Here is a 19589-nt window from a genome sequence, read left to right as displayed (position 1 = left end):
GTTTTTACTTTATTTCAATTTTCACGACAAATGATCTGTTATCAATAATTTCACGAGGTGTTTTAAAATGCAGTCCGGTGTCATCCTGATTAAACACGACATCTTTCTGGTAACCCAAAATAGAAAGCTTATCTACATTTGGCACTTGTTTTCCTAATATGTCGCTTGTAAAAGAATTTAAAGTTACAGGCACATGCTCCCCTGGCCATCCTAAAACAATCGCATAAATAGTATTTCCTTTTTTAGTATAACGCACATCTTGCGCCGTATAGGTAATTTTATCTAAAAACATGCCTGATTTCTCTTGTTTGGTTGGACCTTCGCCAAAAACCTTCCAAGGACGCGTTTCATAAATAGCCTCGCCATTAACATTTAACCACTCGCCTATTTCTAATAGAATGTTTTGCTGATTTTCAGGAATAATTCCATTGGCTTTTGGGGAAACGTTAAGCATTAAAGCGCCATTTTTACTAACCACATCAACTAATACATGAATAATCTCGGCTGTTGTTTTTAAAGCTAAATTCTCTGTATAGCTCCAACTTCCCAACGATACTGTTTCGTCTGTTAGCCAAAATTCTTCTGTGATTCGGTTCATTCTTCCTTTTTCAAAATCCTCCAAACTCACCGATTTCGGGAACTCTCCTTCTTTATGTGTAAATACTACTTCTTTATTTTTCTTGTCGGCATCATTAAAATAATAAGCTGCAAATGCTTTTTTATAAGACTCCGGAATTTTTTGTGTCTGGCTATCAAAATAAATTAAATCCGGACTATAATTATCAATAACTTCTTTTAACTGACCCAGCCAATCTTCTCTGAATTTATCTTTTGAAATATTGCCGTACATTTTAGCAAATAAAGGATCTTCTGAAGATGTTGGCATTTTAGGATTATATGGAAAATAAGAAGTATCATTTAACCATTTTTGTGGTTGCTCTTTAAATATCTGAAGATTTCTGGCTATATGAAAAGAAGCCACCAGTTTCATGTCGCGCTCATGAATAGCCTTAGCCAATTCGCCATACACGTCGCGTTTTGGCCCCATATCAACTGCATTCCATGGATTTATTTTACTTCCCCAGTTAGACCAACCATCGTGATGTTCTGCAACCAGACCCGCAAACTTTGCTCCCGACTTTTTAAACAAGTCTGCCCAGGCCTCGGCATCAAAATTCTCGGCTTTAAACATGGGCACAAAATCGTGATATCCAAACTCAGAAGGTTTGCCATAAGTTTCTACATGGTGCTTATACTCATTACTCCCTTCAATATGCATATTTCGGGCATACCAGTCGTTGGCGTAAGCCGGCACCGACATAACACCCCAATGGGCATAAATACCAAATTTGGCGTCTTTAAACCATTCGGCCGCTTCCTTGTAATTAGATAAAGATTCCCAATCTGCTTCGTATTTATTATTAGTAATTTCGACTTTGGTTGCCTTTTCCTTACAGCCCCATATAAATATTATGAGACCTAATGTGACTATTATTTTTTTCATTTTATTTTTTCTTTCCAAACCGTTGCACCTCCAGGTTTTAAAATGGTTGTTCCTATAATAATTTCTGAATTTGCAGGTATTGTTAACTTATAATCTTCAGACGAATAATTTACCGCTACCCAAAAACCATCTCGCCATTGTACATAAATACCTTCCGGATAATTTTCAATAGAAGCGCCAGTTTTTTGATAAACCGATTGTAGAATGTCCTTTTCCAGCTTAGCATCATCAGTATCTACACCAATATAAGTTACTGTGCCTTTACCAATGCTATTAGATACAACTGCTGCTTTACCTGCATAAAACTGATTGGTATAAGTTGCTAGCACATTTTCTGAATGCTTTGCATCAATTAAGTCAGCCCAATTATTCCAGAAATATGTTTCACCATTAGCATTAATTGTACCCTTCATATTTGGTAGCAAATGATCGAAATATTCTATTTCAGCATCTATTAATGGATACATTTTTGCCCCGTAACCCGATTGAAATAAATGCCCGTTTTTATCTTTAACCCCTGTTCTGGCAGTTAGTACTAAATTACCTCCTTGCTTTACGTAGTTAGTCCATTTCTCAATAATTTCATCATCTACCAATTCAAAAGCAGGCGCTATAACAATGGTATAATCACTTAAATCGTCATTTTCATAAAGTATATCAGCAGGTGCACCGAAGGATTTAACTATTTCTAAATACTTCTGAAAAAAGCCTAAAGTATTCCATTGACTGGTTTGTGCTTGTCTATCTAAACTCCAGCGGTTATCGAAACTCCAGAGCATAGCCGTTTTTCGTTTCTTTAATACTTCAGGCATTTTAGCCGATGGATTATAAGCTTTTTTCAATAATTTCATTTCCTGAATAACCTGCTTATATTCCTTTCCTCCTTGCGACAAACTCACCCCATCTAAGGTGGTAATTCCACTATGATACTGCTCTGCTCCATAATTTATTTGACGATAACGATAAGAACAAGCAAAAGACAAGTCACCACCAAAACAATGATACAACCACATACGTAACGCTCCAGGTTGTAACAACGGATTAATTTGCCCCCAATTCACAAAGCCTGGTTGTAATTCCATAACCCCGGAAATAGTATTTTGTTGTTTAAAAAAGCTCAAGGCAAAAGACAGTTCCTTGGGGTCTCCTAATCTAAAACCTAAATCTCCAATATTAGCCTGGCCTTTATTCGGGTAGCTGGTAAACGCATTAAAATCCAGCTTTTTAGTTCGGCGTGGATCTGCGCCATAAGTTGTCGCTGTATAATTGGTGGTTATATACTGATTTGTTGAAATTAATGGTCTTAAAACATCAGCTTGAAAATCTAAAAAATCAGCCTGAGTATCTGCTGAAAAACGTTTAAAATCTAGCAGTGCATGTGGATTAGTACCCCACCACCCTACATGATTCGCATTATGAATTTTTATTTGATTAAAATCACTATAGGTCTGACTCCAGAATTGTGTTCCCCAGGCTTTATTTAATGCCTCTATTACATCGTATTTCTTTTCAAGCCATTTACGAAAAGCTTCCTGAGAGGACGGACTATAATCTTCCTTTGCTTCAGGTTCATTATCTAATTGCCAACCGATTACCGTTAAATTATGTCCATATTTTTCGCCTAATTTTGTGATTATCTTTTCTGAAAACGCCCTCCAAATTGGATTACTTAATGATTGCTGGGCTCGTGTTCCATGCTCTCCTCTTGAGTAATTTGAACCCATAGCATATATCTCAGGATATTTAATACCCATCCATACCGGAGCGATAGCGGTTGGCGTTCCTAAAATAACTTTTAAATGATACTTTTCGGCTAATGCAATCACCTCATCTAACCAACCAAAAGTATACACGCCTTCCTGTGGTTCTAAATTAATCCAGGCGAATTCTGCCAAATGAATAAACTCGAAACCTAACTCAGAGATATTCTTAATATCACGTTCCCATTCGCTCTTATTCCAATGTTCAGGGTAATAATAAATGCCTATAGACATTAAATCTTCCTTTTGGAAAAAACTTAAACTATCCTGTCCATTAGCAACAAAACCAATAACAAAACATATTACAACATAAAATATTCTTTTCATTAATTCAATCCATCTTTTAAAGCATCTAAAGCCTGTTGATCATAAACCGTATTATTAGTCCTATTGAATAAAGCCGAAGAATGATTCCCCATATTTCCGGCATCCCAATAAAAAGGTAGCAAACCATTGGCTTTGGCTTGTTGCACAACCGATTTTAAATAATAAGCTCTGGAATTGAGGTGTAACTGTAAATTTTCGCCTGATAAATTCTCTCGTTTAATAGCTGCAAACTCTCCTAAAACAACAGGAATGCCTTTATCTACAAACTGAGATTTCATGAGTTTAAAATAATTTTGCAAATCAGCTTCTTCTCCCCAGCTGGCATTTCTTGAGTTATCAGTAGACGAATGATAATTAGCTCCCCAATAATAAAACATCTTTCCCCAGGTGGCATCTTCAGTCATTAAAGCAAATTGATATGGTGTATAATAATGAACTTCGACCATCAAACGGTTTTGGACATTATCAACTGGTAAATTAGTCATTAAAGTATTTGTTTTTTCAACATCAGTTGAAGGCCCTTGAACCACCAAGGTTCGATAAGCATTTTTACCTCCTGTAGAACGCACTGCATCAATAAAAGTCTGGTGATAACTGTTTAAAACAGCCATTTGCCCTTCATCTTCTGCGTTAGGTTCGTTAGCACTTGCAAACAATAAACGTTCGTCAAAATCTCTTAAATGAATGGCTATCTGCTCCCAAAATGCCTTTTGTTTGGCATTTACGTTTGTCTTACTGGTTTCATTAACATTGTTTTCCAGCCAACCGCCATCCCAGTGGATGTTTAAAATGACATGCATATCGTTGTCTATACAATACTGCACCACCTCTTTTACGCGATTTAACCAACTTTCTTTTAATTTGGCATTTGTTTCATCTTCCAAATATTGATTCCAAGAGCATGGTATTCTAATCGCATTAAATTCATTTGCTTTTACAGAGGTAATTAACTCTTTAGTGACCATGGGATTTCCCCAGGCAGTTTCGCCTCCGGTAGCTTCCAAAGTGTTTCCTAAATTCCAACCTAATGAAATTTTTGCTGCTATTTCCTGAGCTGTACTGGACATACCAGTGGGATCAGCAGGAATAGGATTTAAATTATAATCCGGATAAATACCATTACTTGAAAATGCCCCTTTTTGATTCACTGTAATTTTTACAGCTGAAATGCCATTGGCATTAACCGTTATTATTGCAGAGCGTGCAGCTATACTTGAATTATTTTCAGTAGAAATAGTTACCGTTGATACGCCTGAACTTCCAGTTGTTTTATCTAATGACAACCAACTGGTTCCTGAGGTACTAATTACCCAGGAATCTATATTCGTATCAATAGATAACTCAAAATAACCTTCTGTATTTTCAAAATCAATTTCACTAACATTAACTACTAATGTTTTTTCTACAGGTTTTTCTTCGACTACCTCAACAGGGTCGTTATCGCTGCTACATGACCAAATTCCTATAAGAAATAAAGCCATAAAACTTTTTAAAATATAATTTTTAGATTTCATAAATTAAACTATTAACCTAATCTTTTACCTCTATAATTACTTCGGCCTCAATATTTCTAGAAGAATTCCCTAACTTAATTACATACTCTCCTGGTTCAACCAACCAACTCTTTTTAACCTCATTATAATAGGCTAATTCTTTAACTGGAAGCTGAGTGGATACTTGCTGAACTTCTCCAGATTTTATAAAGACCTTTTTAAAACCTTTTAGTTCTTTGGCGGCCTTATCAACATAAGATTCAGGGTCCCTAACATATAACTGAGCGACCTCTTTACCATCAAAATCACCGGTATTTTTAACATTGAAAGAAACTTGAATCAACTCATCTGATTTATATACTGACTTGTCAGTTTTTAAATCTGAAAACTCAAATTTAGAGTATGATAACCCATAGCCAAAAGGATATAATGGCGCCACATTTTTAGTATCGAACCAGCGGTATCCAACCAAAATCCCTTCGGTATAATTAACCGACTTGTCGCCAGGAAAACTATGTGTGGCATGTGCCGGTGAGTCTTCAAGTTTTTTAGGCATGGTCCAAGGTAATTTACCCGATGGATTTACGGTTCCTAAAATCACATCGGCAAGAGCATTACCGCCTTCCGATCCGTTGAACCAGCTCCAGATTAGCGCTGATGATTTTTGACTGATATTTTGAATATCGAAAGGTGCTCCTGCTATAATAACTACAATAGTATTCGGGTTAACCTCAAGAACTTTTTCGATAAGTTCCTCCTGACCAAAGGGTAATTTTAAACTCGCTCTGTCTGATGCTTCTGTTTCATAATCTCTGTTTGATCCGGCGAAAATAATGGCCACATCAGAGCTTTTAGCGGCCTTTATAGCTGCTTCTAACATATCGGGTTCCAGCTTATCAATAGTTACAGGCCCATTAAGTGTAATATCGCCTAGTTTTGCCTTTTCATCGTTAGAATAACGCTCTAAATACCCCTCGGCATAATTAATGGTTACCGATTCTGGTAATCGGTTTTGTAATCCTTCAAGAGGTGTGACTTCACGTTTGGTTTTCACACCAGCTCCAAATCCGCCCAAAGCATTTTTCTTTTTAGCATTGTTACCAATAACCGCAATACTTTTAACACCGTCTAGTTTTATTGGCAATTGATTGTTCTCATTTTTAAGCAACACTACCGATTCGGCTGCTATTTTGTATGCATCCTGAAAATGATCTTCTGTATTGATACTTCCTTTTGCACGACCAGCATCGTCTATACTTTTTAAACTAAACATGAGTTGTAAAACACGTTTTACATGTACATCGACATCGGCTTCAGCTATAACACCAGATTTTACTTTTTCTATCAAGGCATCGGCGTAAAAGAATTCGTCGAAAGGCTTGGGTGTGCCCATTTCAACATCTAATCCGTTTTCTATAGATTTTTTAGTATCGTGAACTGCTGCCCAATCGGAAATAACAATACCTTTAAAGCCCCATTCATCACGCAACACATTGTTTAGCATATAACCGTTTTCACATAGATACTCACCTCTGAATTTATTATAAGCTCCCATAAAACTATAGGCCTGCGCTTCTTGTACAGCAGCTTTAAAGGCGGGAAGGTAAATTTCACGAAGTGCTCTTTCATCAATTTGAACATCTACATAATCTCTATGGGTTTCCTGATTATTTGCTGCAAAATGCTTCACGCAAACAGCTACATCGTTCTCCTGAACCCCCACAATAAAAGGCACGGTTAATTTCTTATTTAAAAACGGATCTTCAGTAAAATACTCGTAAGTTCTTCCTCCTAAAGGCGTCCTGATAATATTGATGGCAGGAGACAGTAAAACATCTTTATCCCTAGCTATAGCCTCCTCTCCTACACTAGTTCCAAACAAATACGATAATTCGGTATTCCAGGTAGCAGCCAGTCCACCACCAGCAGGGTAATAAGTTGCAAAATCGTTTTCCCATCCTGCAGCAGCCCAAGAGTCTCTGGAAATTTCTTCTCTTACCCCTAAAGGCCCATCAGCCATGGTTAATTCGGGAATTCCTAAACGCTCAATAGCTTTGGTTGCAAACATGCTATTACCATGCAGCATACCTGCTTTTTCTTCAATAGTCATCTCTGCAATAAGACTATCAATTTTAGAATCATACACATTGGTTATAGGCACACCTTGGTAGGTAACCTCTACCTTTTCTGCTAATTTATTGGATTCGGTTTGCTTTTCTTTGTGCTGGCATGATGCAGCAGACAAAAACGCAGATAAAACCGACATGTAAATTACATGCTTTTTCATTTGTCATTAGTTTAGATTAAAGCCTCTAAGAGACTTCTTTAGTAATTTGGTTTAGTTGTTTTTTAATGAAATAATCTGAGATTCTCCATTATAGTTAACCGTTATTCCCTGAGCATCGATCTGAAAAGGTTTTGGTACTTCTTTACTCACTGGAACAACAATAAATGTTCTGTTTTTCAACATACCTTCAAAAGTTCCTTGCCTTGCTCCTATAGTTAAGGTCTCTTCAGCTTCATTATAGCTAAATGAAATGTTTGCATATGCGTCCTTTTCATAATTATAATTCACGCCTTCATCTTCGTACAATTCAAATTGTCCGTCTTTACCTTTGTAAACAAACAACGTAATGGTTTCTGCAGGTTTTTCATCGGTATACTGAATCTCCGGCCCCACAGGAATTATCGCGCCTTCAGGAATAAATAAAGGAATATGCTCGTAAGGAGCTTCAACATTTAATTGTTGACCTCCCTGAACATAGGCTCCTGTATAAAAATTATACCAATTCGTTGTATTAGGAAAATATACATGTCTGTTTCTGGCTTCATATTGATATATAGGGCAAACCATTATAGAAGACCCAAACATAAATTGATCGCTAATATTTTCTACCTTGATATCACTTGAAAAATCCATTACTAACGGACGCATAATGGTATAATCATCGAAATAAGTCTTCCCTGCCAAAGAGTATATATAAGGCATTAATCGATATCTTAAGTTGGTATAATACACGATTGATTCATATGCAGGATGTCCTTTTGGAGCAATGTTCCAGACTTCACGAAATGGAAATTGCCCATGCGCTCTAAATAGCGGCGTAAAAGCTCCAAATTGATACCAACGGGTATTTAACTCGCGCCACTCCATATAATCAGCATTTTCATGTTCATTATTATAATATTCAACCTGAGCAGCCACATAACGATCTTCAACACAAAACCCTCCTATATCCATAGTCCAGTAAGGAATACCACTTACAGAAAAGTTAAGCCCTGCCGCAATTTGAGCTTTCATATCTTCCCAGCGTGTTGCAATATCTCCACTCCAGGTGGCTGTTGAGTATCGTTGTAATCCGGCAAATCCAGATCTCGTTAATAGAAAAACTCGTTTGTTTGGAGCCACATCTCTTTGCCCATTATAAATTGCTTCAGCATTCATTAAAGCGTATGTATTGAAATACTCGGTTGATGGTCCCAATGCCGTAGGTCCTTGTAAAGACTTGCGATAATCCATATCTGTGCAATCAAGTACGTTAGGTTCGCTGGCGTCCATCCACCATGCGTCAATATTTAATGGGTAATAGTGCTCATAAATTTGATTCCAAAACAATTTTCTGGCTCCAGAAGAATAAGCATCATAAAATGACCCTATATAGCCAGGACCTACCCAATCTCGAATGCTATCTTTAATGGCTTGCTGATACATCCAACCTTTTTCATCGAACTCTTTAAAATGTTCTGTGTTTTGATAAAATTTAGGCCAAACAGAAATCATCATCTTACCATGCATAGCATGAATGGAATCGACCATTGCTTTAGGATCTGGAAAACGTGCTTTATCAAATTCATGACTTCCCCACTGGTCTTCTTCCCAATGGTTCCAATCTAAAACAATATTATCGATAGGTATTTCGCGTTCTCTAAATTCCTTTAATACTCCTAAAATTTCATCTTCTGTTTTATAACGTTCACGACTTTGCCAATACCCCATGGCCCATTTAGGCATAATTGGAGACTTTCCTGTAAGGGTTCGGTAACCTTTTATAACCTCATCTAAATTATTGCCATGAACAAAATAATAGTTTAAAGCCTTATTCATTTCACTCCACCATACCTGTTTCCCTAATTCTGATTCCGGCTGCGGTGTTCTAACACGTAATCCGCAATACGAAGTTCCTCCGTTAGGCTTCCATTCTATGCGCAAAGGCACACGCTCTCCTTCGTTTAAATTAATATTGAATTTATAAGCATTAGGATTCCACGCTGTTCGCCAGCGTTCTGGCACAACCAATAGATTATTTACAAAAACCTTTATATATCCAGCATAATATAATATGAATTTGAATTCGCCTGTTTCTGAAGCTTCTATATCGCCTTCATAAACCACACTAGCATTTTTTAAAGGAATACCTTGTGGTAAATTCTTGATGCTTTTCTGATCCTCAAAAAAGATTGAAGGCTCTGTTCTTACGATCTCATTCTGAATTTCTGGTGAGGCATATGTTCCTGTTAATCCGCCTGATTCTCCATATTTATCATAGAGTTTAAATACGTCGTTTAATTGCTGATAAGGACGGCTATCACCAAATCGACTTAGCGAATAACTATCCCAAAGCAAACCATAATTTTTATTTGACACGACAAAAGGAACCGATACTTTGGTGTTATATTGAAATAACTCTTCGCTTTTGTCTTTATAATTAAACTCATCAGACTGGTGCTGACCAAGGCCATAAAAAGCTTCGTCGTCTGGTGACTCAAAAATCTGACGCACGGTTTGACCTTTTGTTCCTTCCACCTCAACTGGAGTAAACGTCTTTCCACCTCCAACAGCTTCAGACAAAATAACCTTTTCATCTTTATTTTTAAAACATATCCCGCCATCCGCTTTAGAGACCCAGACATGAAGTTTATCGGTTTTTAAAACAATAGAATCCTGATGTTCTTTAACAGAAAAGGGGGCTGTTTTTTGTTCCGGAACAATTATTAAACTGGAATCCTTAGGAAATTCATTTTCTGGGGTTGCCGAGATATGGATTAACTCCTCTCCTAATACGTGTAACCTTAACTTTTTAACTTGTGTATCTGGACTATTTAAATTTATAACAATTCCATTTTCGCCCTGATTATAACTTTTATTTTCACAAGAATATATTAAGAATACAACAAGAAATAACTGATAGAATATTTTCATTTTTGAACATTTCATTTGGTAGCATTTACTTTAATACACTCTCTATTTTTAGTACAAAAAATGCAACGGAATCCTGTAAACAAACCTTATAAGATTTATTTAATTCGCTTCATACTGTTACTAGATAAATGTATTTTTAGATTATCCGGGGATTTACCAACAGCACATCCCCGGATTTTAATTTTATGATTTAGGAACAAATACCCAGGTAATCCAAAAGGCATCTTCTCCAGACCCGGCAGGATCTCTATTTGCTTGGAGTAACAAAGCTCCAGTTTCAATTTTAAAGGTTCTAATTGCCGTCCAGTCTGCGACATAATTGTCACCAACAAGGCTTCCGTTTACCTCATGAGTTGCTGACCATGGGTGCAACATTTCGGCTGTTATGGTTAATTCGCCATCTGTTACGCTCCAGTTTCCTGTTAACTGCACCATAGATCCCGTATCTGCCCACTGGTTAACAACCATAGTGCCATCGGCATTAAACGTCATGTCACCATAATCAACCCCTACATCTCCGGCTGCATACTGTTCTCCTGGTAATGGATTCCAGGCCCAGGTTGCAAAATCGGAATAAATTGTAGGCCCTTGCAAAGCACCGTAACTGGTTGCTACATCGTAAGTTCTATTAGAATCTAATACCCAGGTGTTACTGGTTAAAATTGACTTTATTTCGGCATCAGGATCTGTATCTCCAGAATCTAAAACAAAATGGAATACCATATACTCATCTTTACCAGACTCATCTCGTTTACCAAACCAAATATCGGTCACTACAGAACCTGCAGTAGCGGTTTTAACAATTTTCCATTGATTTTCTGATGTGGTCCCTACAGTTGCCCAAGATTCGCCTATTGGGAAATAAGGTGTTATACCTTCAAAGGAAATTATATTAGTTGATTGATCTGTTGTATAAGTTCCAGACATTTCTGTTCCATTACTATCAATTGTTGTTACAGTACCATCGTTAGAAAACGTAATTTTATTGTTTATTACTGTTGACTGATCTGCAGAAGTATACCCTGGCCAACCGGCAGCCTCGTAATCGGCAGCAGTTTGCCAACCATTTAACAACGTTCCGTTTAAGTCAGTCCAATCGAAAGGACTATCTGGGCTTAAATACCAGGTTTTTGTTGTGGTTGTTGTTGTAGATAATAAATCATCTACTGTACCTCCATTTAAATCAATATCTGGTGTTGGATCTGGCACATTTTCAGGTACCCAGTTATCATTATAATCTTTAGAAATAAAGTTGAAGACTAAAATTGCTGCTCCATCACAACTGTCTTTTCTTAAAACTCCTAATTGTAAGGTGTTTTCTGTAATTGAAAATAACTTCATACTTCCCCAATTATCTACACAGGCATCGTTTTCGTTAGTATGTAATATAGTTGCATCTGTTGTTGAGAGTGTCTTTGCATCAACATCTAAAAAGTATGTTCCAGATTCTTCTCCATAACCTGGCATCATTAAATGATTTGTAGTTAAAAACGGGCCGCCGTCTAAACTAAACGTCATGGTACCATAATCTCCCTGAGCAGCAATCCACTCATTTCCATTCCAGTCTGGACTCCAATTCCAACAATCATCTCCATAACAACCTTCGTCGCCACCTTCTAACCAGCCATTATCTGTACCATAAAAATACATGGGGCCAGCAAAGTATTTAGACACTCCATCCGCATCCAAATCTAAAAGCCAAGTCTTAGAATTACCTACGCCTCCAGAAAGTAGATTCCATAAAGGATCATTTACATAATTTAAATTATCATCGGTTACTGTAACGGTTACAGGATCTAACTCTACCAAACCTCCAGCGGTTACTGCCGTTATTTTAATAGTATAATCGCCTTTAAACGCATATTTTACTGTTTCTTCCTTTTTACTAGATCTTCCTGTACCGTAATCCCAGGTAAGAGTAACACCATCAGTAAGATTCGTCATGTTTACAGTGTTACCTCCTGGATCTACTGAAAAATCCTGAGAAATTTCAAATTTTATTTCAGATTTATCAGGCAACTTACCTAAAGAATAGGTTTCCGGCTCACAAGATGAAGCTAGGTAAGCAATACCCAACATCAACATTAAAGCTATAAATATTTTATTTTTTTTCATCTTTAATAATTAGTTTAGTTATTATTCCCAGCCTGTATTTTGATTTAAAACACCACTAGACAGTGTTATTTGTGTGTTAGGTATTTGCTGTAATCCTTTGGTTTTTTCAATATTACTTGCAGAAATATTTTTAGTTTCTTCTACTCCACCACTTAAAAGTGTTGTAGACTCTGCAATAGTCGCTGCTGCGGTGCTAACCCCTTGTCTTAATAAATCCCAGTATCTAACACCTTCTAAAGCGAACTCTAAATAGCGCTCTTCTAAAATATTAGCTTGAGTAACTGTTTTTGACACAAAGTTAGATTGATAAGCACGTTGTCTTACTTTATCGAAATAGGCCTGAGCATTAGAGCTTCCTAATTCGGCAGCCATTAAAAGAACATCGGCATAACGCATCACTACATAATCCTGATATTGATTAATTTGAAAATCACTCACTCCATATTGGTTAACGGAAGATACCACATTACCATCTTCATCTACCATAGACATTGGTGTATACTTTTTATTATAATACCCCGTATATTCACGCTGATTATCAATTTTATCAAACGGAATTTCTTCATCCTCAATACTAATTATACTTGCCGTTCTTCTAGTATCGTTTTCATCGTAAGCATTCCATAATTTAGGATTTACTGTAATACCCCAACCACTACCATAAGGCAACCAAGTAAACTCACGCATACCAAACATAACTAACCAGTGATTTCCATCGGTATTTCCATTATAATCACTCGTATAGGTGTAACGAATTGAAAAAACAACCTCCTTGTTATCTTCTCCTGCAAAGTTCTCCACTGATGCAGCTGGCCAAAGCGTTGAAAAATCACTAACCAAATCATGACCACTGGAAGAAATAACATCTTCAACATGAGCTAAAGCCTGAGATTTTGTAACTACTCCCACCAAATCTGTTGCGCTATAATATCCTGTATAGTATAAAAACACACGCGCTAATAACGATTTTGCAGCCCATTTAGTAACTCTACCAGTTTCAACTGAAGTATAGGCATCGGATGGTAAATTCTCTGCAGCAAACGATAAATCTTCGGCAATTACTGTATATACTTCATCTGGATTCGCCTGAGGAACATTTTCTGTTGTAGGCACAGTTATTAATGGAATGTTCCCCCAAAGTCTAACCATTTCGAAATATAAATAAGCACGTATGTATCGAACTTCAGACTCATAAGTGTTTCTTAAAGCCTCATCGCCTTCCCAATTAATTTGGTCCATTTTAGATAAAAACACGTTGCATCGATATAAGGCTTTATAATAATTAATCCAGTTGCTATTGTATAAATCGACATAAGACGGTGCTCGACTAATATCAAACTCATCGATAGCTGCATAGTTGTAACCATCGGCATTACCAGTTCCTCCAAAACAGTTGTCGGACATTACTTCACTAGCCACCGGAACGCCTAGTCCGGATGCGCCGGAAACTACCTGTAGACCATCATAACAACCTACTAAAGCCGATTTGGCATCATTAATATTTAAATAAAATGTGGTATCGGTTTGTTCTGTATACGGCTCGGTGTCTAAACTACATGATCCTAAAGTTAAAACTCCTAAACCTAATATGTATAAATATAAATTTTTCATCTTTTCTAGTTTTTAAAGTTTAACATTTAATCCCATCATAAAGGTTCGCGGTCTTGGGTAATACCCGACATCAACCCCCGAAGAAAAGCTTTGGGTACTATCGGAAGAACCAAACCCTATTTCAGGATCCATTCCATCATACTTAGTAAATGTGTATAAGTTTAAAGCTGAAAAATAAATTCTGAATTCCTTTGCAAAAAACTTATTACTTTGTTTAATTTTTGCTAGATCAAGACCGAAAGTTAAATTAGATAATCTTAAGAAATCGCCATCCTGGACATATAAATCTGAAAACTGACTAAAGTTCCTTCCATCTTCGGTAACTCTAGGCATGGTGTTAGAAGATCCTTCACCTGTCCATCGTTGTAAAATTGCTGAAGTGTAATTTCCAAAAGCTCCAGGGTTTCTATACGATTGCACGATTTGATTTCCTGCAACGCCGTTTGCTGTCAACGAAAAATCAAAAGCCCCATAATTTCCTGAAAACGTAAATCCATATGTAAAATCTGGATTTGGGTCTCCAATCTCGGTTTTATCTTCACTGTTTATAATATTATCTCCATTAACATCTGCATAGATAATATCTCCTGGTGCTGCATTAGGTTGTAGACTATTGTTTATTTCTTCTTGATTTTGAAAAACTCCAGCCGTTTTATATCCCCAGAAATATCCTAATGGATACCCATCTTGGGCACGATAAAACTCCTGTGAATTATCATATAACTCATTGCTTAATCCGTGAATAATACCATCTGCTGTTGGTATTTTACCCACTTCGTTTTTGTTATAAGCTCCATTGGCAGCAATAGTATAGTTAAAATCACCTATGCGATTTTGATAACTCAAAGCTAACTCTACACCAGTATTTATTACATTTCCTCCATTAATGTAAGGGGCATCGGCTCCCGCAGTTGCTAAAATTGGTGCCAAAATCAACCAATCTTTATTCGTTTTTTCATACCAATCAAAATTTAAACTCAAATTATTATTGAAAAAACGCGCATCAAAACCAATGTTTATTTGTTCAGATGTTTCCCATTTTAAATCAGGGTTTGGCAATCTATTGGGGTAAGCTCCCGGTGTTAATACACCTTCTTCACCACCAAAAATATAGTTGGTATTATCGGTTTTTATTGGGGCTAAATATTGAAAAGCTCCAACATTCTGGTTCCCTACTTGTCCCCAGCTTACTCTCAACTTCAGGAAATTAACAGCATTGGAGTTACTTAAAAATTCCTCATTGGATACCACCCAACCTCCGGAAACTGATGGGAAATACCCCCATTGATTGTCTGGATGAAAATTTGAAGATCCGTCTGCTCTAAAAGTCGCATTAAGCAGGTATTTGTCTCTAAAGTTATAATTTAATCTTCCAAAATAAGACATTCTTTTATTTTCAGATTTTCCACCTCCAAGACTCATTAAAGGCGCACCTAATTTATTGGTTGTATTATCTAACCAGGCATTATTTAATCCACTAAACACATTATCTACGTTAGAACCACTAATATAAGTACCATCATAATTTATGGAAGATGATCCCACCATGGTTTCAAAATGATGATTTTCGGCAACGTCGAATTTATAGGTTAGCAAATTATCCCAGGTAAGTGACTTTCCTTTATTCATGCTTTGGGAAGTTCCATTTTGTCTTCTAAAAGAATAGATGGATAATTCATATATGGGACTATAAGAATGTCCTTCCCCTGCGTAATAATCTAAGCCTAAAGTTGTTTTAAAAGTTAAATTTTTAATTGGTTCAATTTGCAGATATACATTACCTAAAAGCTTTTGGTTATTACTTTCATTCTGGTTATTGTAAATCATTTCCGCATATGGATTAGAAGATCCATTTAACCAAGGGTCTGTATCATTAAATGTATTGTAATAATTACCATTATCATCATACATTGGCAGTAAAGGACTAACTCTAAAAGCGCTTCTTAAAGCGTTATTATATTGATTTCCTACACTAATACCATTTTGATTGATGTAGGCAAAACTTAAATTTTCACCAACCGTTAATACATCATTATAAAGCTTATGTTCTGAATTAAATCTGAAGTTATATCGTTCGTAGTTTGATAAATCTTTACCACCAACAACACCTTCCTGTCCTAAATATGAAAGCGAACCGGAATACACCGAAGCTTCGGTTCCTCCTGAAACCCCTAACGAATAATTTTGAGTCACCGCATTATCGACAAACATCTCATCCATCCAATTGGTTCCTTCTCTCAAATTTGCTATTTCATCATTTGTAAAATAAGGATTCTTACCTGAATTTACAGCAGCTTCATTTAACATTACGGCATACTCTTTGGCATTTAATAAATCTATTTTTCTTGCCACAGACTGTAATCCATAAAACTGATCAAAAGTAAGCTGTGCTGCAGAACCTCTTTTCCCTTTTTTTGTAGAAACTAAGATAACCCCGTTTGAGGCCTGAGATCCATAAATGGCTGCCGAGGCCGCATCTTTTAGTACAGATATTGACTCTATATCAGAGTTGTTTAAATACGATATATCACCTGTTAAAATACCATCAACAACATAAAGTGGTGTGCTTCCTGCAGTAGAACCAACCCCTCTAATTACAACATTTAAGCTTTCTCCTGGCTGTCCTGATGTTGAGGTAATCTGTACTCCTGGAGTTTGCCCCTGCATAGCTTGAAGCGCATTAACCGTGTTCATTTTTTCTAAATTCTCACCACTAACCTGAACACTTGCACCAGTTACTAAAGCTTTCTTTTGAACACCATAACCTATTAACACAACCTCTTCTAAAGCTGCAGTTTCTTCTTCTAAAGTAATTTTTAATACGGTTTGCCCTGAGACATTAACCTCTTTGGGCTTGAAACCAACATACGAAATTGTTAAAATGGCATTTCGGTTAGATACATCTAATATAAAATTACCGTCAAAATCAGATTGTGTTCCATTTGTAGTTCCTTTTTCTAAAATATTGGCTCCTGGCAAAGGTTGCCCGTTAAGATCTAAAATACTTCCTTTAACGGTTAATTTTTGCTGTTGCTTAACATCGGTGGAAATCTTGGATATTGTAGAAGGTTCACTTTCTACTCTTTTTATGAGAAAAATTTGTCGATCAACAATATTATATGCTGTTTCTGTTTCAGCAAAAACCTGATCTAAAATAGATGCAATCGATTGTTTTTTTACATGAATAGAAATATTTCTGGTCAGGTTTACTGCATTAATTTTATATACAAATCTAAATTCACTGGTACTTTCAATCTCATCAATTAACCGACTTACGGTTACATCGTTTAACGCGAGAGATAACTTCGTTTTTTGTGAATATGAATTATTTGCCTGAAGGGTAAAAAATACTAAAAACATAAATAATGTACTTAGTTTCACCTTCAAATCAAGTGATCTCAAAGAAGAATGGTGGCTTCTTTCTTTGCTAAGAAGTTTTTTCATACTTAAATAGTTTAATGTGGTTATTAGTTTAGTTTTTCTTTTCTCTTACAAGAAATGATGGTAATAGTTCTTGGTATATTTTATATCATAGGCATGGTATAATTTTATTTAATTAGAATTTTATTGTCTTTTATTTCATAATCTATTCCATATGTGATTTTAAAATACTCCAATATTTTTTCTATCGGCTCCATTCTAAAACTGGCATTGAACTTTTCTTCTTTTAACACTGAATTAGTATTTACTATCTCGATATTATAATGACGCTCCATGCGCTTTAACATGTCTTTAAATGTAATATTCCTAAACACCAGCTCCCCCTCTATCCAAGCGGTATAAATACTTGTGATAACCGGTTTTGTTGAAATTTTTTCTTTAGATTTTTTATTAATAGACCCCTTAAATCCTGGTTCTAAAATTGCACTGTTGCTTTTATCTTTCGAAGCAGACAAATAAACGGAGCCCTCTACCAACACCACATCTGTATTTAAATCTTCGGGGTAACTCGACATATTAAACTGTGTTCCTAATACCTGTACATCCAGACCCTCTGAATTTACTATAAAAGGGTGATCTTTATCTTTAGCCACATTAAAAAAGGCTTCTCCTTTTAAAAAAACCGTTCTTTGTTTTCCTTTTATAAACTTAACAGGGTATTTAAGGGAGGTTCCAGCGTTTAAATTAACAATAGTACCATCTGATAATTGAATTTCGAAACGCTTGCCATAAGGTATAGTTAAGGTATTATAAACAAGTTTTTCCTGCTCATTTGTTCCTGTATAGACCAGTTGTTTTCCTGTTTGAGAGCCAACAACTTCTCCTTCGGAATTTGTTACTGTCGAAGATCCATCTTCATTTATTACTTTAACATTTCCATTTTCCAATTGAAGGGTAATACTTTCATTCGGAAACACCAATTTTGGTTGCGAAGTAAAATATCCAGATTGATAAACACCTCCTATTCCTAATAAAACTACAACGATAGCCGCATACCTAAGTATCTTTTTTAATTTTAAACGACGTACCTTTTGGTCACTTTCTATCAACCTCTTTTCCAGTCCATTGTATATTTTATTGGCATCAATTTTTTGATAAATAGCCAGTTTACTTTTAATATAATCGCTATTGGTTATCTTCTCATACAGCTCAAAATGTTCCTTATCTTCCAGCCACTCTTTTAATACCTGTTGTTCCGATTCCGACAAAGTATGGGTTATCGATTTATATATTAATTCTGCTATATATTGCTTTTCTGTATTTTGCATTTTTTTCATAAGAAATAATTATATCCTAAAATTTAACACTGTTTTTTAAAGATATAACACATTTAAACACGTCCTTTTATTAATATGACTGTTTAAAAAGATTTTCGGGTGGAAAAAAAATGGAAAATTTTTAAAAATTTATAATGAAGCCAATAGAACCGCATAAAACGGATGATCTTTTAAATATATTTTTAATAAGGATATGGCTCTTGCCCGTTGCGATTTTACGGTATTAAGACTAATTTGAAGATCCTCTGCAATATCTTTATATTTAATACCATCAAGACATGACAACTCAAAAACCTTTCGGCATTTTTCAGGAAGCGTTTCTAAAGCAGCATATAAAGCAGCATGGGTTTCTTCTTCAACCACGAAAGCATCGTTTAAAGAAACATTTTCGTGTTTTTTAATATCGAGGCGTATTAACCTTTTATCTTGTTTATTATAATCTACACAGGCATTACGAACCATGGTGTACAAATACGATTTTAAGTTTTCAACCTTGTCTAATTTCGATCGTTTTTGCCAAAGTTTAAGCAGAGTATTTTCGACAATTTCTTCAGCTGTATATTGATCATCAACATACTTTAAAGCAAAAACACATAAACGTTTAAAATAAATATTGAAAATTGATTTAAAAGCATCTTTGTCCCCTTTTTTAAGAGATTTAATTAACTGGACTGAATGATTACTTTCGCTATGACTCAAAATAATAATTGCTTACTTTTTTATGATTGAGTAAGGTAAATATAATTGTTTTATATTATAAAATACTTACAAATAAAGAAAACAAACTAAACCACTATGGACTTGAAGTCCATAGGTTTGTTACACGAGGGACTAAAGTCCCTCTTTCTTACTCTAATATGA

General features: G+C 35.8%; 10 protein-coding genes. All 10 read right to left on the bottom strand.

The genetic code is table 11. The features are described from left to right. Positions 1 to 4 precede the first annotated feature (4 nt). Positions 5 to 1504: an alpha-L-fucosidase gene (locus tag ICJ85_RS00050; RefSeq protein WP_188221729.1), complete on the bottom strand. Its 1500-nt coding sequence runs from the start codon at positions 1502 to 1504 to the stop codon at positions 5 to 7. Then, positions 1501 to 3591 carry a beta-galactosidase gene (locus ICJ85_RS00045; RefSeq protein WP_188221728.1) on the bottom strand — a complete coding sequence of 697 codons (2091 nt, stop codon included), beginning with the start codon at positions 3589 to 3591 and terminating at the stop codon, positions 1501 to 1503. The genes ICJ85_RS00050 and ICJ85_RS00045 overlap by 4 nt, the downstream gene beginning before the upstream one ends. After that, positions 3591 to 5105, bottom strand: coding sequence for a cellulase family glycosylhydrolase (locus ICJ85_RS00040; RefSeq protein ID WP_188221727.1), 1515 nt, complete (start codon positions 5103 to 5105; stop codon positions 3591 to 3593). The genes ICJ85_RS00045 and ICJ85_RS00040 overlap by 1 nt, the downstream gene beginning before the upstream one ends. Before the next feature lie 16 nt (positions 5106 to 5121). Then, positions 5122 to 7371, bottom strand: a complete 2250-nt coding sequence (locus ICJ85_RS00035; protein WP_188221726.1) for a glycoside hydrolase family 3 C-terminal domain-containing protein — start codon at positions 7369 to 7371, stop codon at positions 5122 to 5124. Between the two features lie 51 nt (positions 7372 to 7422). Beyond that, positions 7423 to 10284, bottom strand: a complete 2862-nt coding sequence (locus tag ICJ85_RS00030) for a TIM-barrel domain-containing protein (RefSeq protein WP_188221725.1) — start codon at positions 10282 to 10284, stop codon at positions 7423 to 7425. A gap of 183 nt (positions 10285 to 10467) precedes the next feature. After that, entirely contained in the window at positions 10468 to 12399 is a 1932-nt protein-coding gene (locus tag ICJ85_RS00025) for a hypothetical protein (protein ID WP_188221724.1), read from the bottom strand. A gap of 21 nt (positions 12400 to 12420) precedes the next feature. Next, positions 12421 to 14010, bottom strand: a complete 1590-nt coding sequence (locus tag ICJ85_RS00020) for a RagB/SusD family nutrient uptake outer membrane protein (protein WP_188221723.1) — start codon at positions 14008 to 14010, stop codon at positions 12421 to 12423. Between the two features lie 12 nt (positions 14011 to 14022). Next, positions 14023 to 17370 carry a TonB-dependent receptor gene (locus ICJ85_RS00015; RefSeq protein WP_188221722.1) on the bottom strand — a complete coding sequence of 1116 codons (3348 nt, stop codon included), beginning with the start codon at positions 17368 to 17370 and terminating at the stop codon, positions 14023 to 14025. Positions 17371 to 17558: 188 nt separating this feature from the next. Continuing rightward, the gene (locus tag ICJ85_RS00010) at positions 17559 to 18728 is read right to left on the bottom strand and encodes a FecR family protein (RefSeq protein WP_188221721.1); all 1170 of its coding nucleotides are present in this window, start codon (positions 18726 to 18728) and stop codon (positions 17559 to 17561) included. Between the two features lie 129 nt (positions 18729 to 18857). Beyond that, positions 18858 to 19427 (bottom strand): RNA polymerase sigma factor, encoded by a 570-nt coding sequence (locus ICJ85_RS00005; protein WP_188221720.1) that lies wholly within the window; start codon positions 19425 to 19427, stop codon positions 18858 to 18860. Positions 19428 to 19589 lie beyond the last annotated feature (162 nt).

It is taken from the genome of Aestuariibaculum marinum (genome assembly GCF_014596975.1).
Taxonomy (GTDB): domain Bacteria; phylum Bacteroidota; class Bacteroidia; order Flavobacteriales; family Flavobacteriaceae; genus Aestuariibaculum; species Aestuariibaculum marinum.
Note: the sequence above shows the minus strand (reverse complement) of the source record. Positions and strands in the feature narration are given on the sequence as shown.